The 24,761-nt window shown below is 69.2% G+C and carries 28 protein-coding genes and 1 tRNA gene; 14 read left to right on the top strand and 15 right to left on the bottom strand.

Annotated features, from left to right (window positions below; translation table 11 throughout):
- The first annotated feature begins 25 nt into the window (after window positions 1–25).
- A complete protein-coding gene (locus LT971_RS03145; protein WP_237005395.1) occupies window positions 26–694 on the top strand; it encodes a helix-turn-helix domain-containing protein in 669 nt (222 codons plus the stop codon).
- Window positions 695–721: 27 nt separating this feature from the next.
- Here the strand turns inward: LT971_RS03145 and LT971_RS03140 are convergent, their stop codons facing one another.
- A complete protein-coding gene (locus LT971_RS03140; RefSeq protein WP_237005394.1) occupies window positions 722–1,027 on the bottom strand; it encodes a DUF7344 domain-containing protein in 306 nt (101 codons plus the stop codon).
- 108 nt (window positions 1,028–1,135) lie between these two features.
- Between LT971_RS03140 and LT971_RS03135 the strand changes: the two genes are divergently transcribed.
- From LT971_RS03135 to LT971_RS03125, 3 genes are all read left to right on the top strand, one after another.
- Window positions 1,136–2,047, top strand: coding sequence for a GAF domain-containing protein (locus LT971_RS03135; protein ID WP_237005393.1), 912 nt, complete (start codon window positions 1,136–1,138; stop codon window positions 2,045–2,047).
- Window positions 2,040–2,690: a DUF7504 family protein gene (locus LT971_RS03130; RefSeq protein WP_237005392.1), complete on the top strand. Its 651-nt coding sequence runs from the start codon at window positions 2,040–2,042 to the stop codon at window positions 2,688–2,690. The genes LT971_RS03135 and LT971_RS03130 overlap by 8 nt, the downstream gene beginning before the upstream one ends.
- A gap of 67 nt (window positions 2,691–2,757) precedes the next feature.
- Window positions 2,758–4,263, top strand: a complete 1,506-nt coding sequence (locus LT971_RS03125; RefSeq protein WP_237005391.1) for a PAS domain S-box protein — start codon at window positions 2,758–2,760, stop codon at window positions 4,261–4,263.
- Window positions 4,264–4,393: 130 nt separating this feature from the next.
- Here the strand turns inward: LT971_RS03125 and LT971_RS03120 are convergent.
- The 5 genes from LT971_RS03120 to LT971_RS03100 all read right to left on the bottom strand — a co-directional run bounded on the left by LT971_RS03120 (window position 4,394) and on the right by LT971_RS03100 (window position 9,019).
- Window positions 4,394–4,466: transfer RNA gene (locus LT971_RS03120), tRNA-Pro, on the bottom strand.
- Between the two features lie 96 nt (window positions 4,467–4,562).
- Window positions 4,563–6,932 (bottom strand): catalase/peroxidase HPI, encoded by a 2,370-nt coding sequence (katG, locus tag LT971_RS03115; RefSeq protein WP_272904604.1) that lies wholly within the window; start codon window positions 6,930–6,932, stop codon window positions 4,563–4,565.
- The gene (locus LT971_RS03110) at window positions 6,886–7,329 is read right to left on the bottom strand and encodes a TIGR00725 family protein (protein ID WP_237005389.1); all 444 of its coding nucleotides are present in this window, start codon (window positions 7,327–7,329) and stop codon (window positions 6,886–6,888) included. The genes katG and LT971_RS03110 overlap by 47 nt, the downstream gene beginning before the upstream one ends.
- A complete protein-coding gene (gene trmY / locus LT971_RS03105) occupies window positions 7,329–7,922 on the bottom strand; it encodes a tRNA (pseudouridine(54)-N(1))-methyltransferase TrmY (RefSeq protein ID WP_237005388.1) in 594 nt (197 codons plus the stop codon). The genes LT971_RS03110 and trmY overlap by 1 nt, the downstream gene beginning before the upstream one ends.
- A gap of 890 nt (window positions 7,923–8,812) precedes the next feature.
- The gene (locus tag LT971_RS03100) at window positions 8,813–9,019 is read right to left on the bottom strand and encodes a hypothetical protein (protein ID WP_237005387.1); all 207 of its coding nucleotides are present in this window, start codon (window positions 9,017–9,019) and stop codon (window positions 8,813–8,815) included.
- A gap of 293 nt (window positions 9,020–9,312) precedes the next feature.
- Here LT971_RS03100 and LT971_RS03095 point away from each other — a divergent pair, with 293 nt between their 5' ends.
- The 3 genes from LT971_RS03095 (at window position 9,313) to rnhB (ending at window position 11,635) form a co-directional block, all read left to right on the top strand.
- Complete coding sequence (locus tag LT971_RS03095; protein WP_237005386.1) at window positions 9,313–9,642, top strand: hypothetical protein; 330 nt, start codon at window positions 9,313–9,315, stop codon at window positions 9,640–9,642.
- Window positions 9,643–9,717: 75 nt separating this feature from the next.
- On the top strand, window positions 9,718–10,995 hold the full coding sequence (locus LT971_RS03090) for a tRNA pseudouridine(54/55) synthase Pus10 (RefSeq protein WP_237005385.1): 1,278 nt from the start codon (window positions 9,718–9,720) through the stop codon (window positions 10,993–10,995).
- A 1-nt stretch (window position 10,996) separates the two neighbouring features.
- On the top strand, window positions 10,997–11,635 hold the full coding sequence (rnhB, locus tag LT971_RS03085; protein ID WP_237005384.1) for a ribonuclease HII: 639 nt from the start codon (window positions 10,997–10,999) through the stop codon (window positions 11,633–11,635).
- Here the strand turns inward: rnhB and LT971_RS03080 are convergent.
- A complete protein-coding gene (locus tag LT971_RS03080) occupies window positions 11,632–13,242 on the bottom strand; it encodes a Na+/H+ antiporter NhaC family protein (RefSeq protein ID WP_237005383.1) in 1,611 nt (536 codons plus the stop codon). The two genes, rnhB and LT971_RS03080, sit on opposite strands and share 4 nt — an antisense overlap.
- Window positions 13,243–13,344: 102 nt before the next feature.
- On the opposite strand from LT971_RS03080, the gene nucS reads away from it, so the two are divergent.
- Window positions 13,345–14,097, top strand: coding sequence for an endonuclease NucS (gene nucS / locus LT971_RS03075; RefSeq protein ID WP_237005382.1), 753 nt, complete (start codon window positions 13,345–13,347; stop codon window positions 14,095–14,097).
- A gap of 24 nt (window positions 14,098–14,121) precedes the next feature.
- On the opposite strand, the gene LT971_RS03070 is transcribed toward nucS, so the two are convergent.
- From LT971_RS03070 to LT971_RS03055, 4 genes are all read right to left on the bottom strand, one after another.
- Entirely contained in the window at window positions 14,122–15,294 is a 1,173-nt protein-coding gene (locus LT971_RS03070; protein ID WP_237005381.1) for a sensor histidine kinase, read from the bottom strand.
- Between the two features lie 66 nt (window positions 15,295–15,360).
- Window positions 15,361–16,905, bottom strand: coding sequence for a preprotein translocase subunit SecD (locus LT971_RS03065; RefSeq protein ID WP_237005380.1), 1,545 nt, complete (start codon window positions 16,903–16,905; stop codon window positions 15,361–15,363).
- Window positions 16,902–17,759, bottom strand: coding sequence for a protein translocase subunit SecF (gene secF / locus LT971_RS03060; RefSeq protein ID WP_237005379.1), 858 nt, complete (start codon window positions 17,757–17,759; stop codon window positions 16,902–16,904). Before secF ends, LT971_RS03065 begins: the two co-directional genes overlap by 4 nt.
- 81 nt (window positions 17,760–17,840) lie before the next feature.
- On the bottom strand, window positions 17,841–18,440 hold the full coding sequence (locus tag LT971_RS03055) for a metal-dependent hydrolase (protein ID WP_336885792.1): 600 nt from the start codon (window positions 18,438–18,440) through the stop codon (window positions 17,841–17,843).
- A 124-nt stretch (window positions 18,441–18,564) separates the two neighbouring features.
- Here LT971_RS03055 and LT971_RS03050 point away from each other — a divergent pair, with 124 nt between their 5' ends.
- Both LT971_RS03050 and LT971_RS03045 read left to right on the top strand, forming a co-directional pair.
- Window positions 18,565–19,170: a DUF2238 domain-containing protein gene (locus tag LT971_RS03050; protein ID WP_237005377.1), complete on the top strand. Its 606-nt coding sequence runs from the start codon at window positions 18,565–18,567 to the stop codon at window positions 19,168–19,170.
- A 38-nt stretch (window positions 19,171–19,208) separates the two neighbouring features.
- The gene (locus tag LT971_RS03045; RefSeq protein ID WP_237005376.1) at window positions 19,209–19,514 is read left to right on the top strand and encodes a DUF7968 family protein; all 306 of its coding nucleotides are present in this window, start codon (window positions 19,209–19,211) and stop codon (window positions 19,512–19,514) included.
- 7 nt (window positions 19,515–19,521) lie between these two features.
- Here the strand turns inward: LT971_RS03045 and LT971_RS03040 are convergent, their stop codons facing one another.
- Both LT971_RS03040 and LT971_RS03035 read right to left on the bottom strand, forming a co-directional pair.
- A complete protein-coding gene (locus LT971_RS03040) occupies window positions 19,522–19,995 on the bottom strand; it encodes a DUF5812 family protein (RefSeq protein ID WP_237005375.1) in 474 nt (157 codons plus the stop codon).
- A 54-nt stretch (window positions 19,996–20,049) separates the two neighbouring features.
- A complete protein-coding gene (locus LT971_RS03035) occupies window positions 20,050–20,595 on the bottom strand; it encodes a DUF8056 family protein (protein WP_237005374.1) in 546 nt (181 codons plus the stop codon).
- 155 nt (window positions 20,596–20,750) lie between these two features.
- Between LT971_RS03035 and LT971_RS03030 the strand changes: the two genes are divergently transcribed.
- From LT971_RS03030 to LT971_RS03020, 3 genes are read left to right on the top strand one after another with little or no spacing between them, the layout of a single operon-like run.
- Complete coding sequence (locus LT971_RS03030; protein WP_237005373.1) at window positions 20,751–22,028, top strand: phosphoglucose isomerase-related protein; 1,278 nt, start codon at window positions 20,751–20,753, stop codon at window positions 22,026–22,028.
- 35 nt (window positions 22,029–22,063) lie between these two features.
- Window positions 22,064–23,095, top strand: a complete 1,032-nt coding sequence (locus LT971_RS03025; RefSeq protein WP_237005372.1) for a CPBP family intramembrane glutamic endopeptidase — start codon at window positions 22,064–22,066, stop codon at window positions 23,093–23,095.
- 56 nt (window positions 23,096–23,151) lie between these two features.
- Complete coding sequence (locus tag LT971_RS03020; RefSeq protein ID WP_237005371.1) at window positions 23,152–23,286, top strand: CopG family transcriptional regulator; 135 nt, start codon at window positions 23,152–23,154, stop codon at window positions 23,284–23,286.
- Here LT971_RS03020 and LT971_RS03015 read toward each other — a convergent pair.
- Both LT971_RS03015 and LT971_RS03010 read right to left on the bottom strand, forming a co-directional pair.
- Window positions 23,283–23,741, bottom strand: a complete 459-nt coding sequence (locus tag LT971_RS03015; protein WP_237005370.1) for an NOB1 family endonuclease — start codon at window positions 23,739–23,741, stop codon at window positions 23,283–23,285. The genes LT971_RS03020 and LT971_RS03015 overlap by 4 nt on opposite strands.
- 1 nt (window position 23,742) lies before the next feature.
- Window positions 23,743–23,982 carry a PRC-barrel domain-containing protein gene (locus LT971_RS03010; protein ID WP_237005369.1) on the bottom strand — a complete coding sequence of 80 codons (240 nt, stop codon included), beginning with the start codon at window positions 23,980–23,982 and terminating at the stop codon, window positions 23,743–23,745.
- A 179-nt stretch (window positions 23,983–24,161) separates the two neighbouring features.
- On the opposite strand from LT971_RS03010, the gene LT971_RS03005 reads away from it, so the two are divergent.
- Window positions 24,162–24,713: a plastocyanin/azurin family copper-binding protein gene (locus tag LT971_RS03005; RefSeq protein WP_237005368.1), complete on the top strand. Its 552-nt coding sequence runs from the start codon at window positions 24,162–24,164 to the stop codon at window positions 24,711–24,713.
- The last annotated feature ends 48 nt before the right edge of the window (window positions 24,714–24,761 follow it).

The raw sequence follows: 24,761 nt of genomic DNA, 5'->3' as shown, positions 1-24,761 counted from the left end.
TGCCGGCTACTACTACACGTCTACAATGAGTGTCATCGCGGAGGTGTCCATCCCCGCCAGCGAGTTCGAGCTCGGGCGGATTCTCGACGTCGAGGGCGCCACCACCATCGAGCTCGAGGAGATGGTTCCCCTCGGCGAGACCGCCGTCCCCTTCTTCTCTGTGCGGTCGGAGACCCGGGACGCCTTCGAGTCGAACGTCCGGGACCACCCCTCAGTCGAACAGCTCCTGGAGGTCAACGAACACGAGGACAAGGTCTTCTACTCGCTGAGCTGGCGCCACGAGCGCGACCTCGTCTTCGAGGGGTTCCTCGAGACCGGCGCCCACCTCCTCACCGCCACCGGCCACGCCCACACGTGGGAGTTCGAGCTGCGGTTCTCCGACCACGGCGCGCTCTCCGCGTTCAAGGAGTACTGCGACAACGCCCACGTCACGCTCGACGTCACCCGCATCTACAACCCGACCAAGCCCGGCGACTCCCCCTGGTTCGGGCTCACCGAAGTACAGCGGAGCACGCTCCTGTACGCCGTCCGCGAGGGCTACTACGACATCCCCCGGCAGGTGTCGACGCAAGAGCTCGCCGACGAGTTCGGCGTCTCCGACCAGGCCATCACCGAGCGCCTGCGCCGGGCCACCATCGCGCTCGTCGAGAACACGCTCGCCGTCGCCGAAGCCGACGCGGCGAGGACGCAGTAACGAGACGACTGCCGGCGACGCCCCGGGTCAGTACACTGTCCGCTCGTCGGCTACCACGGCGGCCAGCAGCGGCCGCAGGTCGTCGAACGCCGGGCCCGGCTGCACCGTCCCGCTGGACTGGTCCCACGTCACGTACCCGAGGTCGGTCAGCTTCGGGAGGTGGACGTGGTGGAAGCGCAGCGCGACGGCCTGCCGGTCGGCGCCCTGCTCCACCCGCTCCACGACGTCCCCGGAGACGCTGAGCGGTTCGTCCCGGTCGCTGGTGGCTGCGAGCTGCACGAGGAGGGCTCTCCGGTCGCCGTCCGCCACCGCCTCGAACGCAGCGTCATTCATGCGACTCCGTAGCACTGCCCGCCGGAACCCTGTTCGGCATGGGCTGTCAGGGTGGTCCGGGCACCGATACCCCCGAAATCTTACTACCACGCAGTCACTTGCTCGGGTATGATTCTCTGCGTAGACGGCGACGCCGACGCTCGCGAGGCGACGCGGCGGGCGCTCGCCGATGCCGGGTTCCAGACCGCCGGTAGCGGGACCGTCGACGGCGCGCTCGACGTGCTCGCCGACGGTGGCGTCGACTGCGTCGTCACCGAACACAACCTCCCGGACGGCACCGGCCTCGAACTCATCCGGACCGCGCGCGACCACGCCCCCGACGCCGCCTGCATCCTCTTCACCGAGACGCCGCTCGACGATATCGACACCGCCGCCTTCGGCGACACCGTCGCCGAGTACCTCCACCGCGGCAGCGACACCGCCCACGACGACCTCGTCGGCCTCGTCGAGCACAGCCTCGCGTTCCTCAGCCAGACGGCGTACCCGCTGCCGGACGACGAGGACGCCCGGCTCGCCGCCCTCGACCGGTACGCCGTCGACGCCGAGGGCCTCCGCGACGCCCTCGACCGCCTCACTGACCTCGCCGGCGAACTGTTCGGCGTCGCCACAGCCACCGTCGGCCTCCTCGACGCCCACGAAGAGGAGTTCGTCGCCTGCCACGGCAGCGTCTTCGACACCCTCGAGCGGGACGCCACGGTCTGCACGTACGCCATCCTCGACGACGACGTCACGGTCGTCGAGAACGTCCAAGATGACCCCCGATTCGCGGACAACGACACGCTCCGGGAGGCAGAACTCCGGTTCTACGCCGGCGCCCCGCTCGTCACGCCCGACGGCCACCGAATCGGCGTGTTCTGCCTGCACGACGACGAACCCGGGACGTTCTCCGAGCGCGACCGCGAGCTCCTCCAGTCGTTCGCAGCCGAAGCGATGGACCAGTTCGAACTCCGCCGCCGGGCCGCCGAAGACACCGCCACGACCACTCCGGCCGCCGGGTCCGGAGGTGACGGCGGTGAGTGACGACGACTACACGTTCGACGGCCTCCCCGTCGACGACATCCGCCCCGGCACCACGGTGCTCGTCGCCGGCCCCACGCACGCCGGCACCCGCAGCCTCGCGCTCCGCATGCTCGCCGGTCCCCACGGCGAGGGCGCTATCGTCGTCACCACGAACCAGAGCGCCGACCGCGTCGTCGAGGACTGCCAGCGCGCCGGCGTCTCCGTCTTCGAAGACCAGGCCGCCATCATCGACTGCGTCAGCGACGACGAACCCAGCGTCCCCGCCCGCCTGCTCACCGTCGCCGGTCCCACCGACCTCACCGGCATCGGGATGCGGTTCTCCGACCTCCACCGGTCGTTCGCCGACAGCGACGTCGACCGCGTCCGGACCGGCCTCTACTCGGTCTCCACGCTGCTGACGTTCAGCGACCTCAAGACCGTCTCCCGGTTCGTGCACACGCTCGTCGGCCGTATCGACAGCGTCGACGGGTTCGGCGTCCTGTTCGTCGACCCCACGAACCACGACGAGCGCGAGGTCGCGACGCTCGCGCAGTTCTGCGCCGGCCGCATCGACGTCCGCGACGACGGCGACGGCCCGGAACTCCGGACCACCGGCCTCCCCAGCCACGACCGCGACTGGCGGCGCTTCGACCCGTCGGAATAAGCCACTCGAACCGGACGCACTCGGGGTATGCCACTCTTTTATTCCGGATCGCTGCCTACGGGGATGCATGGACGGCGGTCTGCACCGGACGCTCGTCGAGGAATCAGCCGACGTCACGACGGTCATCGACTCCAGTGGCACCATCTCCTACGTGAGTCCGTCGGTGCAGGGGACACTCGGCTACGACCCCGAGGACCTCGTCGGTGAGACCGGCTACGAGTACCAGCACCCCGACGACCGGGCTGCCGTCGCCGACGCCATCGAAGCACTCCAGTCCGAGGACGTCCGCACGCAAACAGTCGAGACGCGGTTCCGGCACGCCGACGGGTCCTGGTGCTGGATCGAGGCGACGCTACAGGACCGAACGGGCGACGAGGCCGACATCGACGGCATCCTCGTGAACAGCCGCGACATCTCCGAACGGAAGCGCCGGGAGCGACGCCACCAGGAGCTCGCCGAGGAGTACGAGACCCTGCTGGAGACCGTCGATGACGGCATCTTCTTCCTCGACGTCGAGCCGGACGGCTCGGGGTACACGTTCCGGTTCGAGCGCCTGAACGTCACCTACGAGGAACAGACCGGCATCACGACTGCTGAAGTCAAGGGGAAGACCCCGATGGAGGTCTTCGGCGACGACCTCGGCGCGAAACTGCAGGCGAACTACCACCGGTGCGCGAACGCCCGCGAATCCATCACGTACCAGGAGGAAGTCCCCGTCGAGACCGGCGCGCGGTTCTGGCAGACGAACCTCGCGCCCGTCCTCGCGGACGGCGAGGTCTCCCAAATTGTCGGCATCACCCGGAACGTCACCGAGCGCGTCAAGCGGGAACGCCAGCTCCGCAGCCGGAACAAACAGCTCGACGAGTTCGCGTCCGTGGTCTCCCACGACATCCGGAACCCGCTGAACATCGCGCAGGGCCGGGCGGAACTGCTCGGCGAGGAGTGCGACAGCGACCACCTCGCACCCATTGTGGCGGCGCTGGACCGCATGGACGACATCGTCTCCGACACCCTCACACTCGCCAGACAGGGCCAGGTCGTCACCGACCCCGAACCCGTCGCGCTCGCGGACCTGCTCGGCGTCTGCTGGAAGCACGTCCCCACGGGCGACGACGACAGCATCGAGGTCGTGGACGACGCCGACGAGGCCGTCGTCCACGGCGACCGCAGCCGGCTCCAGCACGTCTTCGAGAACCTCTTCCGGAATGCCGTGGAGCATGGCTCCACGAACCCTGACTCGCAGGCTCGTCAGGACGCTGTCGAACACGGTTCGACAGCCAGTCGGACTGCAGGGCAGTCCGACAACGCCGTAGAGCACGGCGGCCCCGGCGTGACCGTCCGCGTCGGCCGTGTCGGCGACCACGGCCTCTACGTCGAAGACACCGGCTCCGGGATTCCCGAGGGCGACCGCCAGCAGGTGTTCGAACCCGGTCACACGTCGGCGTCGGACGGCACCGGCTTCGGCCTCACCATCGTCAGACGAATCGCCGAAGCCCACGGCTGGACCGTCGACCTCACCACCGGACCGAAAGGCGGTGCGCGCTTCGAGTTCACCGACGTCGAGTTCGAGTGACGGCGAGCTCGCGTCGACAGGCGTGACGGCAGCGAGCGCGACGCGCGAAGAACACCAGCAGTAGCAGTACCACTACCAAGAGCCGGCCGACGGACTCACCGCTTGTGAGTCGCCGCGAATGCGGGAAAAGTGGGCCGGCGCGAATTCGAATCGCGGTTACGGCCACCCGAAGGCCGAAGGATACCAAGCTACCCCACCGGCCCGCACTCGACAGAACGCACGTGGGCGGTTTAACGGTTCCGAATCGGCGAAGCGAACTAGGAGCCGGTGACGGGCGGCGGACCGGGCGTTCGACCGGCTTACTCGAGGTCGTAGCGGTCCAGCCGCATCACTTTCTCCCAGGCGTCGACGAAGTCGTGGACGAGTTTCTCCTCCTCGGGCTCGGAGCCGTAGACGTCGGCGATGGAACGCAGCCGCGAGTTCGACCCGAAGACGAGGTCGAGGCGGGTGCCGCGGTACTCGATCTCGCCGGTGTCGCGGTCGCGGGCGACGTAGACGTCGTCGTCGTCGTCGGACTGCTCCCACTCCGTGTCCATGCTCAGGAGGTTCACGAAGAAGTCGTTCGTGAGCGTCCCCGGCTCGTCAGTGAACACGCCGAGGTCGGAGTCCTGGTAGGTCGCGCCGAGCGACCGCATCCCGCCGACCAGCGCCGTCATCTCCGAGGCGGTCAGGTTCAGGAGCTCAGCCTCGTTCACGAGGTGGCGCTCGGGCTCCTCCTCGAGGTCGTCGGCGATGTAGTTTCGGAAGCCGTCGACCTTCGGCTTCAGGGCCTCGAAGGAGTCGACGTCGGTCTGCTCGGGGCTGGCGTCGACGCGCCCCGGCACGAACTCGACGTCGACGTCGTAGCCGGCGTCGGCCGCCGCCTGCTCGACGGCCGCGCTGCCGCCGAGCACGATGAGGTCGGCCAGCGACACGCGCGTGCCGTCGGACTGCGCGGCGTTGAACTCCTCTTGGATCTCCTCGAGGGTCTGGAGGACGGTCCTCAGCTCCTCGGGCTCGTTGACTTCCCAGCTCTTCTGGGGTTCCAGGCGGAGGCGCGCGCCGTTGGCGCCGCCGCGCTTGTCGCTGTCGCGGTACGTGGACGCCGACGCCCACGCGGTCTTCACGAGCTGCTGGACGGTCAGGTCCGACGCCAGCAGTTCCTCCTCGAGTTCGGCGACGTCGTCGTCGTCGATCTGGTCGTAGTCCGCGTCCGGGAGCGGGTCCTGCCAGAGCATCTCCTCCTCGGGGACCTCGGGGCCGAGGAAGCGCTCGGGCGGGCCCATGTCGCGGTGCGTGAGCTTGTACCAGGCCTTCGCGAAGTTGATGCCGAACTCCATCGGGTTGTCCTGGAAGCGCTCGACGATCTCGCGGTAGTCCGGGTCGCGCTTCAGCGCGATGTCCGTCGTGAGCATCATCGGCGTCACCTCGTCCTCGCCCTCGACGTCGGGCGCGGAGTCCTCGAGTTCCTCGTCGACGGGAATCCACTGCCAGGCGCCGCCGGGGCCCTTCTGGGCCGCCCACTCGTACTCGAGGAGGTTGTCGAGGTAGCCGGTGTCCCACTCGGTGGGCGCCTGCGTCCACGGTCCCTCGATGCCGCTCGTGATGGTGTCTTTGCCCTTGCCGGAGCCGTAGTCGCTCTCCCAGCCGAGGCCCTGCGCCTCGATGGGGGCGGCCTCGGGCTCCGGACCGACGTGCTCCTCGGGGTCCGCTGCGCCGTGGACCTTCCCGAACGTGTGGCCGCCGGCGATGAGCGCGACGGTCTCCTCGTCGTTCATCGCCATCCGGCTGAAGGACTCGCGGATGTTCTCCGCGGACGCCTCGGGGTCGGGGTTGCCGTCCGGCCCCTCGGGGTTCACGTAGATGAGCCCCATGACGGTGGCGCCGAGACCCTGCTGGAGTTCGTCGTTCTCGTCGAAGCGCTCGGAGGCCTCCCACTCGTCCTCGGGCCCCCAGTCGACGGCCTCGTCGGGCTTGAACGCGTCCTCGCGCCCGCCGGCGAAGCCGACCGTCTTCGCGCCCATCGACTCGATGGCGACGTTCCCCGCGAGGATGATGAGGTCGCCCCACGAGAGCTTGCGGCCGTACTTCTGCTTGACCGGCAGCAGCAGGCGGCGCGCCTTGTCGAGGTTCGCGTTGTCCGGCCAGCTGTTGAGCGGTGCGAGGCGCTGGGCGCCCTCGGAGGCGCCGCCGCGGCCGTCACTGGTCCGGTACGTGCCCGCGCTGTGCCACGCCATCCGGATAAACAGCGGGCCGTAGTGGCCGTAGTCGGCCGGCCACCAGTCCTGCGACGTGGTCATCACGTCTTCGATGTCCGCCTTCACCTCGTCGAGGTCGAGCGTCTGGAACGCTTCACCGTAGTCGAAGTCCTCGTCGTACGGCCCCACGTCGAGGTCGTTCTGGTCGAGCAGCCCCAGGTCCAGCTGGTTCGGCCACCAGTCCTGGTTGGATCTAGTCATCACTGTATGATTGTCGCTTCCGCATATAATCTTGTCCAATTCGGTAACGAACCTTCGCACCAGACCAAGCGATTTCCGGGGCGTGAGAGGGGTACGCGTGGTGTCAGCGAGTAGCCGGGATGCGTCCGTCGAGGGTCGACGCCGCCCGCTGGTCCGGCGAGCAGCGGTGGAGTGGCGTGGACGGTCAGCGCGTCTGGTATTCCACGTAGTCGACTGCGTCGGCGGGCGCATCGACGGCGTGGACGTGGGGCAGGTCGAAGGTTCCGAGGCCGGCGGTCGGACGGTCGTGGACGCCGGCGAACCCGAGCTCCGAGAGCGTGCCGCTGCCGCCGTCCACAGCGATTACGGCGTCGCCGTTCAGCACGACGACGCCGTTTCGCGCGTGCCCGAGCCCGGTCGCGATGGGTTCGACGACGTGCTCGTTCGCGTCGGCACGGTCGTACCCCGGGAGGATGCCGATGGTGTGGCCGTCGCGCTCGCGAGCACCCGCGCAGACGGCCTGCATGACGCCGCCGAGCCCGCCGCAGACGACGGTGTGGCCGCGCTTCGCGAGAACCCGACCGAGTTCGCGGGCGTCCGCGGCGGTCTCGTCGTCGACCGTGCTGCCGCCGATGACGCTGACCCGCATCAGTACCCCTCGAAGCCGTCGGTGTCGAGGTAGTTGTGCGCGACCGTGATCGCGTGGTCGGCGTGCAGCACTTCTGGCCCGACGCGCACGCGCTGGTCGCTGGCGTCGGCGAGCAGGCCGGCCTCGCGCTCGGTGAAGTCGCGGTGGTCCGACAGCACGAACGTCGGGTCCTCGGGGGGTTCGACGGCGGCGAGCGCGTCGCCGTCCTCGTGCAGCGTCACGACCGTCCCGGAGACGGCGTCGTCCAGCACCGCCTCGAAGCCGCGCTTCGAGACGTGGATGCCCGGCGACGACTCGGCCTCCTGGTGGCCGATGGCCCGGTCTCTGGCCTCCAGCGCCTGCTTCAGCAGCCCGGCGACGTTGCGCTCGTCGGGGCTCATGTACTGGAGCTCGCGGGAGTCGATGCGCACCGTCACCTCGTCGCCGAGGACGAGGAAGACCTCGACGTCCTCCCGGATTCCGTGCGAGAGGAACAGCGCCGAACTCACGCAGCGACAGAGGACGTCCAGCCGGCCGCCTGCGCCCGGCAAGTCGTCGAGCGGGAAGTCCGGCGTCGTGGGGGCGTCGTGACCGAGAACGGCGAACTGTCTCATGCGTGGTGTGTCGGAGCGGGGGCGCTTACGTGCATCGGGTTTGGGGAGGGGACCAAAATTGAGTAATTTCACAAAGAATGCGTCAAAGCGGACGGCTTTGTTTTAGGGGGTGAGCTAATCCGTTATGATGAGACTGGATAACGGGTGGTTGATGGATTGGACGATAAATACATCCCTTGCACCAAGCTTTTCGCGTATCTTGTCCCATACTTTCCGACAACACTTAACTCAACCATTAGCAGGAGTGCGAAGAAAGCAGTAATGAGTGCTCCGGTGGTCACTGACACGTACTTTCCCTGAGAAAGCGGGAAGAGAAGCAGGAGAGAGCCAAACGTGATACCAATCGCTAGATTCAGGATGAAATGGTACACCGTATGGTGATTTTGACCCGTACGACCCAATTCAGGGAGGGCTTGCCGTTCTAACTCCGTCCAAGCATGAGTAAGCCGATTTGGAGTGACATCTTCACCAAGTGTGGTCTCTAATTGCTGAGTTAATGACCCCCCGTTTTTAGAGAAGATCGACTTCCGACCATAATCAGGACAAGTTTCGATTTCAGGGAGGATGGGAGCGTCATTCCATAGACCGATTCCTCGACTTTGGCGTAGCCGTAGCTTAGCTCTCGTAGTCAACCGAAGAAAACCCGGATTCCCTGTCTCTTCGTACAAGACTTTCCTAAAGAACGGAGGTGGGGAAAATACGTCGTGCTTGTGGACATCAATGAATGTTCCCACAGTGTAGGAGCCAGTAAGGACAATCACTAATTTCGCGTTGGGTTCGAGCCAACCGTTTGTCGACTGGAAAAATTCGAAAGTCACTGCTAAAAACAGCACTACGCCAGGAACGCCTCTCGTTATTAAGTCATCAATGGTTGGTGTAACTGCCCGCATTTAGGACACCCCCGAGAGGACTTTTAAAACTCCGAAAGTCAGAACCAGCATAAGGAAGAATGGCATCGCGAGTTCAGTAACGGTATCAATTACAGCCGAAATATCTCCGCCTCTTGATTCTGTATAAATTAAGTAAGCGAGAACACCCAAGAGCGCAATCATCACCACGTCAAGAAGCCCTTCAAAGTCAATTCCTCCACTGGCCATTACTCGGATTCACACAAGTAGTGGAGTTGTATTTTATGGTCAGTGAAAGGTGGTGAAGCTGATTTCTTCGTCATGAGGCGTCCAAATCCGACCCAAGGACCGAAGCGTACGTACCACGGGCACCCGAGAACACCCACGCGACCGTCTTGAGGGGCGCACGGAAGGTCTGGTCTGCGACGCCTGCCTCTGCCGGTGTTTGAGGAGCCGCGGTTCGACGTCTCGAACGCCGAGTACGAGAAAATTCTGGAGGGGTAGCCGCTACTTTTTTCACGTTTTCCTGTCGGGTATAGAGTATGAACCTCCGACTCCTCGTCTCGCCCGCGTTGTACGGCGGCGTCGCGGCCGCCGTCGTCGCCGGACTCGGGTTCGCGCTCGCCGACTGGCAGTCCGTCTCGATCTACATCCCGGCGCTGGTGTACATGCTCGGCGGCTTCTCGGCCGTCGGGCTGCTCGCCGGCACCGCGAGCCTCAACGAGGGCGCCGAGTCCACGGAGACCCACGTCGACCAGGACAGCGTCTTCAGCGCCCCGACCGAGTCGGGTGCCTCGCGCCGCCTGCTGTACCTCTGCTTCTTCCTCGCGCTCGGGGTCGCCGGCGTCGCTGGTGGCGTGCTCCTCGGGTAGCCCGGCGCTGACGGACGCCCAGTGGCGCGCTCGCGGACCGAAGAGTACGTACCACCGGCCGCCTACGAAACGCCCATGACCATCCTGGAGGACGCGCGGGCGGTGCTGGCGGAGAACCCGGTGTGTGACGCCTGCCTCGGGCGGTGCTTCGCGGAGCGGAGTTTCGGGCTGTCGAACGCCGAGCGCGGGCGTGCGCTGCGGACGACGGTCGCGCTGGAGGACGACGAGCCCTACGAGCCACCCGAGGAGGCGTGCTGGGTGTGCGAGGGGGCGTCGAGCCGGTTCGACGAGTTCGCGGACCTCGTCGTCGACGCCATCGAGGACGTGACGTTCGACACCTACCAGGTGGGGACGCAGGCGCCGCCGCTCGTCGAGGAGAACGAGACGATGCTGCGCGATTTGGCCGGCCTCGAGGAGGACGCGGGCGAGCTGTTCAAGTCCGAGTGCAACCGCGAGGTCGGGAAGCGCGTCGGGGAGCGCACGGGCGCCGAGGTGGACTTCGGGCGGCCGGACGTGCTCGGCGTACTCGACGTCGAGGCCGAGACCGTCGACGTGACGGTGAACTCGGCGTTCGTCTACGGCCGGTACCGCAAGCTCGAGCGCGGGATTCCCCAGACGAAGTGGCCGTGCTCGGACTGCAACGGCACTGGGACGCTCGTGGATTCGCCGTGCCCGCACTGCGACGGCACCGGCTTCCTCTACCCCGAGAGCGTCGAACAGCTCACCGCGCCGCCGGTCGTGGAGGCGATGGACGGGTCGGCCGAGTCGTTCCACGGGGCCGGCCGCGAGGACATCGACGCGCTGATGCTCGGCACGGGCCGGCCGTTCGTCGTCGAGGTCGAGGAGCCACAGGACCGCCACCCGGACGCCGACGCGCTCGAGGACGCCATCAACGACTTCGCCGACGGCAAAGTCGAGGTCGAGGGCGTCGAGGTCGCCGACTACGAGATGGTCGAGCGCGTGAAGGAGCTGGACGCCCGGAAGCGCTACCGGGCCGAAGTCGCGTTCGACGCACCCGTGAGCGACGACGACCTCCAGCGCGCAATCGAAACCCTGGACGGCGGGACCATCGAGCAGGAGACCCCGAATCGCGTCGACCACCGGCGCGCGCACCTCGTGCGGGAGCGCGACGTCTACGACATCGAGGCCGAGCGCGAGGACGACACGCACGCGACGGTCGAAATCGAGGGCGAGGGCGGGCTCTACATCAAGGAGCTCGTCTCCAGCGACGAGGGGCGGACGAACCCGAGTCTCGCCGGGCTGCTCGACGTCGGCGCCGAGGTCACCGCGCTCGACGTGGTCGCCGTCGAGGGCGAGACGGAGTCCTTCGAGGACACCGAGTACCTGCCCTGAGATGACCCGGTTCGGCGTCGACGAGGCGGGGAAGGGGCCGGTACTGGGGTCGATGTTCGCGGCGGCGGTCGCGGGCGACCCCACCGACCTCCCGGACGGCGTGGCGGACTCCAAGCGCCTCGCGCCCGGCCGCCGGGAGACGCTGGACGAGCGCATCCGGGCGTCGATGCGGGTCGGGGTCGCGGAGATTCCCGTCGAACGCATCGACGACCCGGAGACGGACATGAACGGGCTCACCGTGGCGGCGCAGGTCGAGGCGCTGTCGGCGGTCGCCGACGACGGCACAGCCGGGTACGTCGACGCGGGGGACGTGGACGAGCAGCGGTTCGGCCGCCGGGTCGCCGACGGCGTCCCGGCCGACGTGGACGTGACCGCAGAGCACGGCGCCGACGACGAGTACGCCCTCGTCGCGGCGGCCAGCGTCGTGGCGAAGGTCGCCCGGGACGCCCACGTCGACGCGCTCGCCGACGAGTACGGCACGGACGTCGGGTCGGGCTACCCGAGCGACCCGACTACCCGTGAGTTCCTCGAAGCACACGTCCGCGAACACGGCGCCTTGCCGGCGTGCGCGCGGTCGTCGTGGCAGACCAGCGAGGACGCGCTGGCGGCCGCCGAGCAGTCGGCGCTGGACGACTTCTAGTCGTCGTCCGCGGGCGTCGGGGCGCTGGACTGTCTGGCGTCGATGCCGCGGCGGTTGGCGTCCAGTTCCGAGAACCCGTAGACGAGGCCGACGAGCGCGAGCACGCCGACCGGCAGCAGCAGCCACGGCGTGATTCGCGTGTACCCCCAGACGACGAGCAGGAGGGCGGCGACGGTGACGACCGTCACCGCGTAGTAGAGCTGGGTGCGGACGTGGTCGATGAGGTCGGCGCCCGTGAACGTCGCCGAAAGCACCGTCGTGTCGGAGATGGGGGAGGCGTGGTCGCCGAAGATGGCGCCGGAGAACACGACGCCGACGACCGCCGACACCATCGTGTGGGTGCCGGTGAGCTCCCACGCGACCGGCACCGCGATGGGGGTGACGATGCTCATCGTGCCCCACGAACTCCCCGTGGAGAACGCGACGAACGCGGCTGTGAACAGCACGACCACGGGCAGCAGTTCGGGCGTGAGAAACGCCTCGACGACGCCAGAGACGTAGTCGGCCGTGCCCAGCGCGTCGACGACGTTTCCGATGGACCACGCGAGCACGAGAATCGTGACGGCGGTGAGCATGATGCCGAAGCCGTCGATGGTGGTGTCGACGCTCTCGCCGAGCGTGAGGATGCCGTACGCCCACCCGAGGACGTACGTCGAGACCACCATGGCGAACGACCCGAAGATGAGCGCGAGCGCGTAGTCGGCGTCGACCACCATGTCGTAGAGGGTGGCGCCCGGCGCGTAGCCGGTGTACAGCGCGGATCCGATGGTGACCGCGATGAGGACGGCGATGGGCCCGAAGAAGGACAGCAGCTTGGGGTTCTCGACGCTCGGCTCGCCGAGTTCCTCCTCGACGTCCTGCATGGGGTTGGCGTCCTCGCGGGTGACCGCGCCCGTCGTCGAGGCGCGGTGTTCGGCGGCCAGCATCTCGCCGAAGTCGCGCCGGCTGAGGACGACGATAGCGACCATCACGACGGCGAGAATCGAGTACATGTTGAACGGGATGGCCTGCAGGAAGATCTCGAACGACCCGGGGCGGTCGGCGGCCGGGACGTTCGTCGCCTCGTAGCCGGCGTCGATCATCGACAGCTGGAACGCCACCCACGAGGAGATGGCGAGGGTGGCGACCGGCGCGGCCGTCGAGTCGACGATGTAGGAGAGCTTCTCCCGGGAGACGCCGAGGTGGTCGGAGACGTCTTTCATCGTGGAGCCGACGACCGCGGTGTTGGCGTAGTCGTCGAAGAACAGCAGCAGGCCGAGCAGCCACGCGACCATGCCGGCCGAGCGCTTGCTGTGGATGCGCTGGATGGCCCAGTCGCGGACGGCGTGGCTGCCGCCGAGCCGCCAGATCATCGCGACGGCCGACCCGAGCAGGAGCGTGAACAGGATAATCTGGGCGTGGAAGGTCGACCCCTCGCCCTCGGCGGACACCTGTGATATCGAGCGGGCGATCCAGTCGAAGGTCTGTTCGAGACCGACGCCACCGGTGAAGATGACCGCACCGGCCCAGACGCCGACGAACAGCGACAGCACCGCCTTCCGCGTGACGATGGCCAGCACGATGGCCAGCAACGGCGGGACGACGGAGAGTGCGCCGAACTCTGACATACAACGCTGATTCATTTCTAACTGTTTAAACCCAGCTTCGTCGTGCGAGACGGGTCGCGCAATCCACACGTTTAACGGGCGTTCGCGGCCACTGTCGACGCGATGGCCGCAGAGACTCTCGACGCGCCGGACCCCGAGGCGTTCGTGGACGCCGCGAAGGCCGCGTTCCGGGACGGCGCCGTGTTGAGCGTGCAGGCGCGCTGCGAGGTGGAGTACGAGGGCCGCACCAGCGGCTACCTCGCCGCGGGCGACCGGCTGCTCGTGGCGAAGCCCGACGGCACCTTCCTCGTCCACCAGCCGACGGGCCACAAGCCCGTGAACTGGATGCCGGGCGGCGGCACCGTCGAGGCCCGCGTGAGCGACGACGAGGCCGTGTTGCTGGCGCGCCGCACCAACCCCAGCGAGCGCGTCGAGACCCGGCTGCACGAGGTGTACGGCGTCACGCGCTTCGACGCCGAGGACGGCGCGACCTACGAGGAGTCCGGCACCGAGGCGGAGATGCACGAGTACATCGAGGCCAACCCCGAGGAACTGGAAGCGGGCCTGCGCATCGTCGAGCACGAGCGCGAGACGAAGTACGGCTTCGTGGACTTCTACGCCGTCGACGAGGCCGGCACGCCCGTCGTCGTCGAGGTCAAGCGCATCCAGGCGACGCTGAACCACTTCGACCAGCTGAAGCGGTACGTGGAGCTGTACGACGAATCGAACGACGACGTTAGAGGAATGCTGGTCGCGCCGTCGGCGTCCGAGCGCGTGAAACGGGCGCTCCGCGACAACGGTCTGGAGTTCGTCGAGCTGGCGGAGTTCGGGCTGGACGCGAAGGGCGCCACCGAGGCGAAGCTCACCGACTTCTGAGTGGGCGCGAGGCGGCGGCGGTCGTCACGCCGCGGCCGGCAGTTCGAGCGTGACCGTGGTGCCGCCGGCCTCGCTGCTGGAAAACGAGAGGTCGGCGCCGTAGGCGTCGGCGACCCACCGGACGACCCAGAGCCCGAGGCCGCTGGCGTGGTCGAGCTGCGTGACGTCTGTCTCGCCGGTGACGACGGCGCGCTCGCCCGCCGGGATGCCGGAGCCGTCGTCGCTCACCGACACCGCCACCCTGTCACCGCCGGCGACTCGGGCCGCCGACAGTTCGACGGTCACCCCCGAAGCCTCTCCGTCGTGGTGCTCGGCGGCGTCCTGCTGAGCTTGCGAGTCAGGGCTCGTGGAGCTGTGCTCTACAGCGTCCTGACGAGCCTGCGAGTCAGGGCTCGTGGAGCTGTGCTCCACGGCGTTCTCGAGCAGTTCCGAGAGCGCGTCCCGGAGGTAGTCACCGGCCTCGACGGCGAGGCCGTCCGCCACGCCGACTGTCACCGTGGCGTCCGGGTGTGCGTCGCGGGCGTCGCTTGCCACGTCCCCGGCGAGGGCCGCGAGGTCGACGCGGCGAGTAGCTGCCTCGCCGTCCACGAGGTCCTGCACGAGCTTGCTCTGCTCGTGGATGCTCGAGAGGTCAGCACCGGCCTCGTGGACGGCAGCTGCGACCGCCTCCGGGTCGTCGTCGCCGGCGGCGGCCGCCTCCACGCGGTTCGCGTAGCTGTAGAGGAGCTGGGCGAGCGTCCGGAGGTCGTGGCGGACCACGCGGGACAGCACGTCGAGTTTCTGGCGCTGGCGGGCGAGCTCGGTCGCCCGGATGCGGCGCACGTCGTTGATGCCGATGAGGACGTGTGCGACTGCGCTCACGGCGACCACGACCGTCCCCGAGAAGACGGGTGCGGCAGGTACCGACGCGACGGCGCCCTGGTACGCGAACAGCAGCGCGAGCGCCGCACCGATGACGACGACACCCAGCACGTTCCAGCCTGCCACGCGGAGCGCGTGCTCGGGGGAGACGTCCAGCCAGACGAGTCCGACACCGGCAGCGACGAGCGCCAGCCCGACGAGGCTCCCGAACCCCGCGAGCAGCAGGCCCGACATCGGCGGTTGCGCGGTCGCGACGTGGACGGCCATCACGGCGACGACCGCCGCGCCCGTCAGGGCGACGGTGGCGGCCGCTCCGAGGCGACGAACCGAAGTCATGGGCGTACCGGGTGCCCGAACGCAAAAAGCGTACTGCACCGCCGCCGGCGAGGGGGAGCCGCCGGGTTACCGGTTGTCCGTCAGCAGGCGGCGCAGCACGTCGCCGTACGCCGGCCGGGTGACGATGACCCCGACGAGCACGCCGAGGATGGTGATGAGTGCGAACCCGCGCAGGTCACCGAGGCTCAGCACGGCCAGCGGGCTCATCGCGATGATGGTGGTGGCTGCCGCGGCGCCGATGACCCACAGCGCCTTCCGGAAGCGGCTCTGGAACACCCGCGAGGAGGACACCTGTTCTGTCATCACCTCGTCGGCGATGATGACGAGGTCGTCCACCCCCGTCCCGATCACCGCGATGAACCCGGCGAGGTGCGAGAGGTCCAGCGCCAGCCCGGAGACGGCGGCGAACCCGAGCAGGATGACGACTTCCGACAGCGCCGTGAACACCATCGGGATAGCGACTTTCGGCTCGCCGTACCGGAGGAACACCATCAGCGCGACCGCGATTGCGGCCGCGATACCGGTGACGAGCGTCAGCGGTTTGTAGCGGTCCGCGAAGCTCGGGGAGACGTAGTAGGAGTCCTGGAACTGGAGTTCGGCGGGGAGCGCGCCGGCCTGCAGGTTCACCTGCAGGGTCCGGGCCTCCTCCATGGAGTTCGCCGTGATGGTGAACGTCGGGTTGTTCACGAAGTCACCGGACTGGAGGTCGGGGGCGAGCGTCGGCCCCATGCTCGCGTTGTAGACCTCCTCGCCGTCGAGCATCGTCAGCAGGCAGTAGCCGCCGTCCGGGAACTGGCAGTTGCTGATGCCCTGCTGGGACGTGAACCCGTAGCGCTGCATGTCGCTGGCGAAGCGCTCGGCGGCGTCCTGCGAGAGCTGGACGGGGACGATGGGGCGCCCCTGGCGGTTCCGGTCGGGCTGGTCGACTTCGACGAGTTCCTCGCCGCGGAGGACCGTCTCGTTCTGCTGGGTGCCGTTGTCACCGGGGTAGTACGCCCAGAGTTCGACTTCGCCGCGGCCCTCGATGAGGCTCTGGACCTGCGAGGCGTTCTGCCCCGGCACCTCGACGACGATGTAGTGCGTGCGGTCGCCGGTCTGGGTCTCGATGTCCGTGACGTCCGCGCCACCGAACCCGGTCGCGTCGACCTTCGAGCCGATGATGTTGACGATGTTGTCCCGGGTTGCTTGCGTGACACCGACGCGGGTGGTGTCGGGTTCGTAGCCCGCGGCGGTCAGGGCGTCTGCGAGCGCACTCGGTTCGACGTCCTGGTAGACCTCGACGGTGTCGCCGGCGGGGCGAGCGCGGACGTCGCCGCGTTCGACGTCGAGGGCTGCGGCGACCTCCTCGGAGATGGCCGCCTCGTTGTCGACCGTAACGTCGACGCCTTCGGCGGTGACGCCGGTGACTGTCGCCCGGAGGCGGACGCCACCGGAGAGTTCGAGGCCGTAGTTGAGGTTCGTCGGGCCGCTGGCCGCCGTAGCCTGCTGGCCGCCGGCGGCACCACCACTGCCGCCGCTCGCGCCGACGCCCGGCGCGAACAGTGCGACGGAGCTGGCGACCAGCAGGAGTGCGAGCGTGGCCACCCGCCAGTTCTCGCGGAGCCAGCTCATTGTGCCACCCCCTCGAACTTGTACCAGCGAAGCAGCGTGACGTTCAGCATGTAGGTGTTCATGAGGTCAGTGGTCAGGCCCATCACGAGGACGAGGCCGATCGCGGTCATCAGCTGGATGCCGAAGATGTAGGAGACGACGGTCATCACGGCCATCGCGGCGATGGAGGTGATAGTCATCGTGACACCGGTCTTCATCGCGCGGTCGACGCTCTCCCAGAAGCCCCCCGAGCGCCGGAGCACGTGGTTGTTCAGGAGGATGTCGGAGTCGACGCTGTAACCGATGAGCATCAGTAGCGCCGCGACCGTCCCCAGCGAGAGCTGGATGCCGAGGACGTTCATGAGCGCGACGGGCACGACGATGTCACTGAACGCGGAGACGACGACGGCGATGCTCGGGACGAACGTCCGGAACAGCGCGAACACGAGCAGGCTCATGCCGAGGAAGGCTCCCGCGACGCCGAACAGGGCGAGCTGCTGGGTGGACGAGCCGAACGTCGGGGAGACCTCCTGTGACTGCACGACGTCGATGGAGACCGAGGCGTCGTCCCGGATGTCCGGGACGGTCTCGGTCTGGAAGGTCACGAGGTACTGGTCGCCGCCGGTTCCGACCTGCCGGATGGAGGCCGGTTCAGTCTCGAAGGCGGTCCGCACTTCGGACTGGGAGGCGTCTGACTCTGCGACCATCTCCGACCCGCCAGTGAACTCGATGCCGGGGTTTGCCGGCGCGCCGGTGGTGGCCATCCACCCGCCGATGACGGCGAGCGCGACGACCAGGACAGCGAGCGGCGGGGCGACGGTCTGCCGCATCGAGTACTGGCTGAGGTCGACGTCCGGGACCTCGAACCGTGACATGCCTGCCGGTGGGATTCGGCGCTGGTTAAGGCTTCTTATCCCCGGCAGCGCGGGCGCGGGCCGTCCACACCGGCGGTGGCGTCAGTCGAGGAATCGTTCGGGGAGCCGGCTGCGGACGGCGGTGGGCGCGAAACCGACCAGCCAGGTGACGAGCCGAGGGAGGCGGCGGCGGACCACGGCGTAGCCGACGGAGACGAGGAGCGCGGCGCCGACGACGCGCTGTACTGTCGGCTCGAAGGCGAGCGCGGCGGGGACGCCGAGGCCGACCGCGACCACGACGTCCTCGGGGGAGCCGTCGTAGCGGACGAACCGCCGGGGCGGCAGCCAGCGGCCGTGGAAGTGGCTGTAGACGGCGCGCTCGCTGGTCTCCCGCCAGGGTTCGAGTTCGAGGCCGCCGCCGAGGACGTCGCTGGCGGCGTGGAGGGCGGCGGCGGCGAGGAAGACGGCTGCGGCGAGCGTCCACGCGCCGGGCGCGAGCGCTGCGACAGGGACGGCTGCTGCGGCGGCGACCGCGTAGTAGACGGGGAAGTGGAGGGTGCGACGGTGACCGGCGTAGAGGTCGAGGTCCGGGAACAGGCCGCCCGCGAGCCCGGCGGCGGCGAGCACGGGGGCGTGTTCGGGGGCGGCGAGCGTGGCGAGGGCCGCGACTGCGAGCCCGGCCATCGCGTGCGTCGTCGCCATCATGTACCCACGAGTAGGGAACCCCTGCACTTGAGTGCGTCGCCTTCGAGAGGTCAGAATCCGGGAGTGCCGTTCTCACCCGCCGCCCCGAGAGTTTACGGCCCGCGGCCGCGACCGCTAGGTCGTGCGCCGGAAGCCAGCCACGCTGCTCGTCCGGGCGCTGCAGGCCGGCATCGCGGCCATCGTAGTCGTCGGCGTCGCCACCCGGAACGTCGCCGTGGTGGTCAACGGCGTCCTGGGACTCGCCGTCACGTTCCTGCCCGTCGTCCTCCGCCGCGACTACCACCTGTGGCTGTCCCCGGGCGCGTCCCTGCTGGTCGCCGTCGCGGTCTTCCTCCACGCCGCCGGGATGCTGGGCGCGTACGACACCGTCTGGTGGTTCGACCACCTCACGCACGGGCTCTCCGCGGCGGTCGTGGCCGCCGCCGGCTACGCCGCCGCGCGCGCCCTCGACGAGCACCGCGACGACCTCCACTTCCCGCGGTCGTTCCTGACCGTCTTCATCTTCCTGCTCACGCTGGCGCTCGGCGTCCTCTGGGAGGTGGCGGAGTGGGCCGCACGCGAAGCGGCCGTGGCGCTCGCGCTCGACCCGGTTCTGGTCGTCTACGGCGTCGAGGACACCGTCTTCGACGTCGTCTTCAACGCGGTCGGCGCGCTCCTCGCGGCCACGCTGGGCGCACGGTACCTCCGGGCCGACATCGACGCCGTCGGCGTCTGGCTGGACGAGTAGGCGACAGCCCCAAACGCGTGCCACGCCTACACGTGACCATGGCGACCGACAGCGTCACGCTGTCGTACCCCGCCGACGTCTCCGACTGGGGGTACGACCAGCTCACCACCGACCACATGCGCGCCTACCTCAAGAAGACGAAAGGCCCGGCCCGCGAGGGCGACACCTGGAACGTGTTCCTCGACGTCGGCTGCTGTGGCGACAGCCCCGACGTCCCGCTGGTCGTCGAGGCCGTCGGCGGCGACGGCGACCTCGACGCGGACACCGACCTCCACTTCGAGGAGCGCGAGGCCTGCGGCGTCGACTCCGGCTGGGCGGTCCAGAGCGAGACCGGTCCGAGCTGAACCGCGCTCAGGGGAGGTAGCGGACGCTCACGAAGTCCTCGCCGGACCGGATCTCGACGCGCTCGATGCCGATGCGGGCTGCCCGCGACACCGTCTGCTGGTCGTCGGCGACGTCCGCGACGGCGTCCTCGACCGCGTCGGCGCCCACCGACAGCACGTGGACTTCGCCGACGCCGGCGCGCTCGGTGGTCGCGAGCTCGCCCTGCGGGAGGTCCTCGGCCATCTCGCGGGTCTGGGGCGTCGGCGTCTCCTCGCTGACGCGCACCGGAATCTGCTTGCGCTCCGCCACGTCGACGACGCTGTACGTGACGTCCATCGGCGGGTCCGGCGCCACCGTCGCCTCGAGGACGTCGCCGGCCTCGACGCCGGGGTTCTCCGAGAGCGTGTGCACCTGGGCGTCCGAGACGTCGGTGAGAATCGCGGACTCCTCGCTGACCTCCGTCACGAGGAACGTCGCCGTCTTCTCGCGCTGGTCGCTCATTGCCAGCCGGTAGGCCGCCTCGGCGGTTCACTGTTTCGAAGGCGGCCCACGGGCTCAGGCGCGCAGGCGCCGGTGGACGGCGTACACGACGAGCGCGCCCGCCAGCGGCACCACCGGCGAGAACACCGACGGGAGCGCGTACAGCGCCTCCACGACGGGCGCGACGAGGGCGCCGCTGGGTTCGGGGCGCGTCGTCAGCTCCCCACCGACCTCGTACTCGGCGGGCATCGACGCGACGACGCCGAGGTAGACGGAGAACGCGAACAGGTAGCCGGCGACCGCCAGCGCGGGGTCGTAGCGCTCGCTGACCGGAAGCTCGCGGCGGTGGCGGCGCGCCACCAGCAACACGGGCGCGACCAGCGGGAAGAACACGAACAGCCCGATGACGACGTAGAACGTCCGGGAGAGCGTCAGCGACCCGCCGGTCGCGCCGGTCGTGTTCGCCACGAGCACGACCAGCGCGCCCGCCATCAGGAACGCGAACAGGCCGCCGAGCACGGCGCTGACGACGGCGTAGCTCCTGAACAGCCGCGAGTCGGACGCCCGGAACGCGTACGGGAACGCCGTCAGCAGGCCGGAGTAACTGTCGAACCGTCCCATCGCTCCGAGGTCGGGGCCGGGCGAGCAAAAGCGCGGCGACTCCCGGCCACCGCCGGGTTCGCGGCGGCGGGACGCCCGGCCACCGGTGCGTGGCGAGGGGGCGACACCGGCCCGGACTAGCTACCCTGAAGTAGCCGGCCGACGCCGGTCCCCACATGCGAGTAGACATCGGGAACGCGCTGGCCGCGACCGCCCGACCGGGCGTCCCCGCGGACGCGCTGGACCGGCTGGACGACCGCGTCGGCGCCGCCCACGACCGCATCGCCGCCGGCATGGACGACGGCGAGTTCGGGTACGAGGCGCTGAATCTCCCGGAGACAGCCGACCCGCAGCCAATCACGGACGCCGTCGCGCCGCTCTCGGACGCCGAGACGCTGTTGACCGTCGGCATCGGCGGGAGCGCGCTCGGCGCCGCGACGCTCGTGGACGCGCTCGGCGACGACCTCGAGTACCACGCGCTGGACAACGTCGACCCGGCGCACGTCCGGCGGTTGCTCGACGACCTCGACCTCTCGTCGACCGCCGTCCACGTGGTCTCGCGGTCCGGGACGACCGCCGAGACGCTGGCGAACTTCCTCGTCGTCCGGCAGGCGATGGCGGACGCCGGCGTCGACTGGGCCGACCGCACGCTCGTCACGACCGGTGAGGCGGGGAACCTCCGGGACCTCGCCGACGAGCACGACCTGCCCGTACTCGACGCGCCGGAAGGCGTTCCCGGCCGGTTCTCGGCGCTGTCGACGGTCGCGCTGCCCGCCGCCGCGCTCGCCGGCGTCGACGTCGACGCCCTCCTGGTGGGTGCAGCCGAGGGCCGGGACGCGCTCGCCGGGTCGCTGTACGACTGTCCCGCGTACGCCTACGGCGCAGCAGCGTACGCGCTGGACCTGCGCGGCGCCGGCGTGAACGCGATGCTGCCCTACGCCGAGGGACTGGAGACCTTCGGAGAGTGGTTCGCACAGCTCTGGGCGGAGAGCCTGGGGAAAGACGGCCTCGGACAGACGCCGGCGCGAGCCCTCGGCGCAACCGACCAGCACAGCCAGCTCCAGCTCTACCGCGCCGGTCCCCGGGACAAGCTCGTGACGATGGTGCGGCCCGAGTCGCGGCCGGATTGCGCGATTCCCGAGACCGACATGGCGGGCCTGGACTACCTCGCGGGCGGCGACCTCGGCGACCTGCTCGACGCCGAGTTCGAGGCGACGGAGGCCAGCCTCGCCGAGTCCGGCGTACCGTCGGTCCGGGTCGAGATTCCCGCCGTCGACGCCCACTCCGTGGGTCGGCTGCTGTACGACTTCGAGGCGGCCTGCGTGCTCGCCGGCGAGCTCTACGGCGTCGAGACGTTCACTCAGCCAGCCGTCGAGTGGGGGAAAGACGCCGCCCGCGACCTCCTGCGCGGCGACGAGGCGCTGCCCGAGACGGACTCGCTCGTCGTCGAGTAGGCAAGCCTATGTCGGCGGCGTCCCGACGGCCGGACGTGACAGACCGGTACGCGCAGACTGTCGGGTTCGTCGTGGGCGGCGTCGGACTGGCGTCGGCGTTCCTCGACTGGACGCCGGCGCCGTCGCTGGTCGCGCAGGTGGCCGGCGGGCTCGCCGCCGCCGCGACGCTGGCGTTCGCCGCACGGCGCCACGGTAGCGGCCCCGGCTGGCTCGACTACGTCGCGACAGCAGCCGGCGGGGCGCTCGCACTGGCGGCGGCCGCCGGCGTCCTCGCGCTCGGCGGCCGGCTCGCGGCGGGACCGATGGTCGCGCTGTTCGCCGGCCTCGGCGCGTTCGCAGCCGGTGCGGCGGCCGTCGCCGGCGTCGACCGCGACGGCGTCCGCGACCGCGAGCGGGCGACCCTCGGTGCCACCGTGGTGTCCGCGGCCGCGCTCGTCTTCGGGGGCCTGCTGGCGGCGGCCGCCATCGGGTTCGTCCCCGCCGAGCCCGTCTTCCAGTGGCCGACGAACACCGCCGTCGCCAGCGCCGGCATCGGGCTCGCCGGCGTGGCGTTCGTGCGGTCGTTCGACGGCGGCATCGACGTCAGCGTTCCCGGCCGCCGCGACCTCGTCGTCGCCGGCGCCGGCGTCGCCGCCATCTTCGCGTTGCACCTCGCGCTGAACCTCGTGGTCACGACGTTCTCGCTGCCACAGAGCACCCACGGTCTCGTCGAGACCGCGCGGGACAACCCCGAGATTCTGCCGCCGCTGGCGGTTGTCTCGCTGCTGTTCGTCGGGCCGGGCGAGGAGTTGCTCGCGCGCAACGGCGTCCAGAAGTTCCTCTACGGCGCGTACTCGCGGTGGAGCGCCGTCGTCGTGGCGTCGTTCGTGTTCACCGCCAGCCACGTGCTGGCGTACGCCGGCGCGGCCGCCCCGGGCGCCGTGCTCGTCACGCTGGCGCGCGTGTTCGTCGTCAGCCTCGTGCTCGGCGTGGCCTACGAGCGCACCGACGACCTGTTCGCGCCCGTCGTCGTCCACGGCGTGTACGACGCCGTCCAGTTCGGGGTCGCGTACCTCCAGTTCTCGTGAGCGTCAGACGCGGGGCTGACTAAGTATTACGTGCTCGCGGCGTGAAACCGAGTGACATGCCTCGGAAGTACTCGGTCGTCTGCGAGGACCCGCTCGCAGCGGACATCGAGGAGCTCGCCCGGGAGTACGGCATCTCCGAGCAGGAGGTACTCCACCAGCTCGTCGAGGCCGGCCTCGAGGTCTGCGACTAGCCCGGATTCTTGCGTTCGAGGGGACTCCCGCAGACCGGACACCGGTCGCGGTCGTCGTCGAACTCGCGGCCGCAGCCCTGGCACTGGAAGCGCCAGTCGCGGCGCTCGTTGATGCCGTCCTGCGCGATGACGTCGACGTCGACGCCGAGCTCGTCGGCGACGTTCTGCATCGCGTAGTCGTCCGTGACGAGCGTCGCGTCCAGCTCGTGCGCGGTCGCGAGCAGGCGCCGGTCGGTCTCCGAGAGCACGTCGTCGTCGCCCGTCGTCGTCGCCGCCCGGCGCACACGCTCGCGGGCATCCTGTCCGGGGACGTGGACCTGCATGCCGCTGCCGGAGGCGGCGTCGAAGCGGAACGCCGCCGAGTCCGTCAGCTCCTCGCGGACTTCCGGCACCGACGCCGTCGAGCCGTCGGCGTCGTACTCGTGGATGAACGCGGAGGCGTCGAGGACTCGCACGCTACCGCTGCACGACGATGTAGTCTTTGACTGCCTGGACGCGGCCTACCGGCACCCGGTAGCGGCCCTCGTCGTCGGCCGGGAAGTCCGCCGCGACGGACTCCTCGGTCGGCTCCACGAGGAGGTGTTCGAGCTTCCCGGATTTCAGGTCCATCGTGATGTTGTACAGCATCCCGAGCTCCGTGCCGTCCGACCCCATCACGGCCTTCCCGGAGAGGTTCTCGGCGAGGATGTCGGCCATACACGTGGGGACTGCCGGGATTCACATAAACCCCGCGGGGTCGTCGGACGCGCGACGCACGCGCCCCGCCCGCTCGGCCAGCTGGACGGCGTTCGACGGTCCGGCGGGGACCGCGGGCGTGCCAGACGTGGGGCGAGTCTGGGCGAACACTCTTTGTCAGTGCCGTGGTCTCTGCTAGCATGAAACGTCGACGCGTCCTCGCGGCGGGAGCGAGCACGCTCGCCGCAGCGTTCGCTGGCTGCACCGGCACCGACGACGGCGGTGGCGGTGGTGGCGGCGACGGCGAGGACACCACGACGCCGACCAGTGACGACGATGCGGGTGGCGGCGCGTACGGCGGCGGCGGGGACGACGGCACGACGGAGACCGCGACAGCCACCGAGACGGAGACGGCGACGACGGCCGCAGACACCACCACGACGAACGGCGGAACGGAAGATGCGACGGTCGTGACTGTCGGCGCGGACGGACAGACGCGCTTCACGCCGGAGGAAGTCACCGTCGCCACCGGCGAGACGGTTCGCTGGGAGTGGGCCAGCAGCGGCCACAACGTCCGCCCGGACAGCCAGCCGGCCGACGCCGACTGGACCGGGACGCCCGGCGGCGAGAACGAGACGTACGACAGCGACTACGTCTACGAGTTCACGTTCGAGGTGGGCGGCCGGTACGAGTACTACTGTGCGCCCCACCAGTCGTTCGGCATGGTCGGGACTGTCGTCGTCGAGAAGTGACTGCCGCCGGCGGCGCGGGGTCGCCACCGGGTCGTCTCAGCGGACGGG

It is taken from the genome of Halobacterium rubrum, from assembly GCF_021729015.1.
Taxonomy (GTDB): Archaea; Halobacteriota; Halobacteria; order Halobacteriales; family Halobacteriaceae; genus Halobacterium; species Halobacterium rubrum.
Note: the sequence above shows the minus strand (reverse complement) of the source record. Positions and strands in the feature narration are given on the sequence as shown.

Coding starts and splice junctions, on each gene's coding strand:
- LT971_RS03055 (WP_336885792.1), bottom strand. CDS start 18,440: ATGGCGACGACGCACGCGATGGCCGGGCTCGCAGTCGCGGCCCTCGCC.
- nucS (WP_237005382.1), top strand. CDS start 13,345: ATGGCCGCAGAGACTCTCGACGCGCCGGACCCCGAGGCGTTCGTGGAC.
- katG (WP_272904604.1), bottom strand. CDS start 6,932: ATGCGCCCGCCGACGCAGTCGACTACGTGGAATACCAGACGCGCTGAC.
- LT971_RS03100 (WP_237005387.1), bottom strand. CDS start 9,019: ATGGCCAGTGGAGGAATTGACTTTGAAGGGCTTCTTGACGTGGTGATG.
- LT971_RS03140 (WP_237005394.1), bottom strand. CDS start 1,027: ATGAATGACGCTGCGTTCGAGGCGGTGGCGGACGGCGACCGGAGAGCC.
- rnhB (WP_237005384.1), top strand. CDS start 10,997: ATGACCCGGTTCGGCGTCGACGAGGCGGGGAAGGGGCCGGTACTGGGG.
- LT971_RS03005 (WP_237005368.1), top strand. CDS start 24,162: ATGAAACGTCGACGCGTCCTCGCGGCGGGAGCGAGCACGCTCGCCGCA.
- LT971_RS03070 (WP_237005381.1), bottom strand. CDS start 15,294: ATGACTTCGGTTCGTCGCCTCGGAGCGGCCGCCACCGTCGCCCTGACG.
- LT971_RS03145 (WP_237005395.1), top strand. CDS start 26: ATGAGTGTCATCGCGGAGGTGTCCATCCCCGCCAGCGAGTTCGAGCTC.
- LT971_RS03045 (WP_237005376.1), top strand. CDS start 19,209: ATGGCGACCGACAGCGTCACGCTGTCGTACCCCGCCGACGTCTCCGAC.
- LT971_RS03010 (WP_237005369.1), bottom strand. CDS start 23,982: ATGGCCGACATCCTCGCCGAGAACCTCTCCGGGAAGGCCGTGATGGGG.
- LT971_RS03020 (WP_237005371.1), top strand. CDS start 23,152: ATGCCTCGGAAGTACTCGGTCGTCTGCGAGGACCCGCTCGCAGCGGAC.
- LT971_RS03065 (WP_237005380.1), bottom strand. CDS start 16,905: ATGAGCTGGCTCCGCGAGAACTGGCGGGTGGCCACGCTCGCACTCCTG.
- LT971_RS03090 (WP_237005385.1), top strand. CDS start 9,718: ATGACCATCCTGGAGGACGCGCGGGCGGTGCTGGCGGAGAACCCGGTG.
- secF (WP_237005379.1), bottom strand. CDS start 17,759: ATGTCACGGTTCGAGGTCCCGGACGTCGACCTCAGCCAGTACTCGATG.
- LT971_RS03030 (WP_237005373.1), top strand. CDS start 20,751: ATGCGAGTAGACATCGGGAACGCGCTGGCCGCGACCGCCCGACCGGGC.
- LT971_RS03095 (WP_237005386.1), top strand. CDS start 9,313: ATGAACCTCCGACTCCTCGTCTCGCCCGCGTTGTACGGCGGCGTCGCG.
- LT971_RS03040 (WP_237005375.1), bottom strand. CDS start 19,995: ATGAGCGACCAGCGCGAGAAGACGGCGACGTTCCTCGTGACGGAGGTC.
- LT971_RS03110 (WP_237005389.1), bottom strand. CDS start 7,329: ATGCGGGTCAGCGTCATCGGCGGCAGCACGGTCGACGACGAGACCGCC.
- LT971_RS03125 (WP_237005391.1), top strand. CDS start 2,758: ATGGACGGCGGTCTGCACCGGACGCTCGTCGAGGAATCAGCCGACGTC.
- trmY (WP_237005388.1), bottom strand. CDS start 7,922: ATGAGACAGTTCGCCGTTCTCGGTCACGACGCCCCCACGACGCCGGAC.
- LT971_RS03080 (WP_237005383.1), bottom strand. CDS start 13,242: ATGTCAGAGTTCGGCGCACTCTCCGTCGTCCCGCCGTTGCTGGCCATC.
- LT971_RS03135 (WP_237005393.1), top strand. CDS start 1,136: ATGATTCTCTGCGTAGACGGCGACGCCGACGCTCGCGAGGCGACGCGG.
- LT971_RS03035 (WP_237005374.1), bottom strand. CDS start 20,595: ATGGGACGGTTCGACAGTTACTCCGGCCTGCTGACGGCGTTCCCGTAC.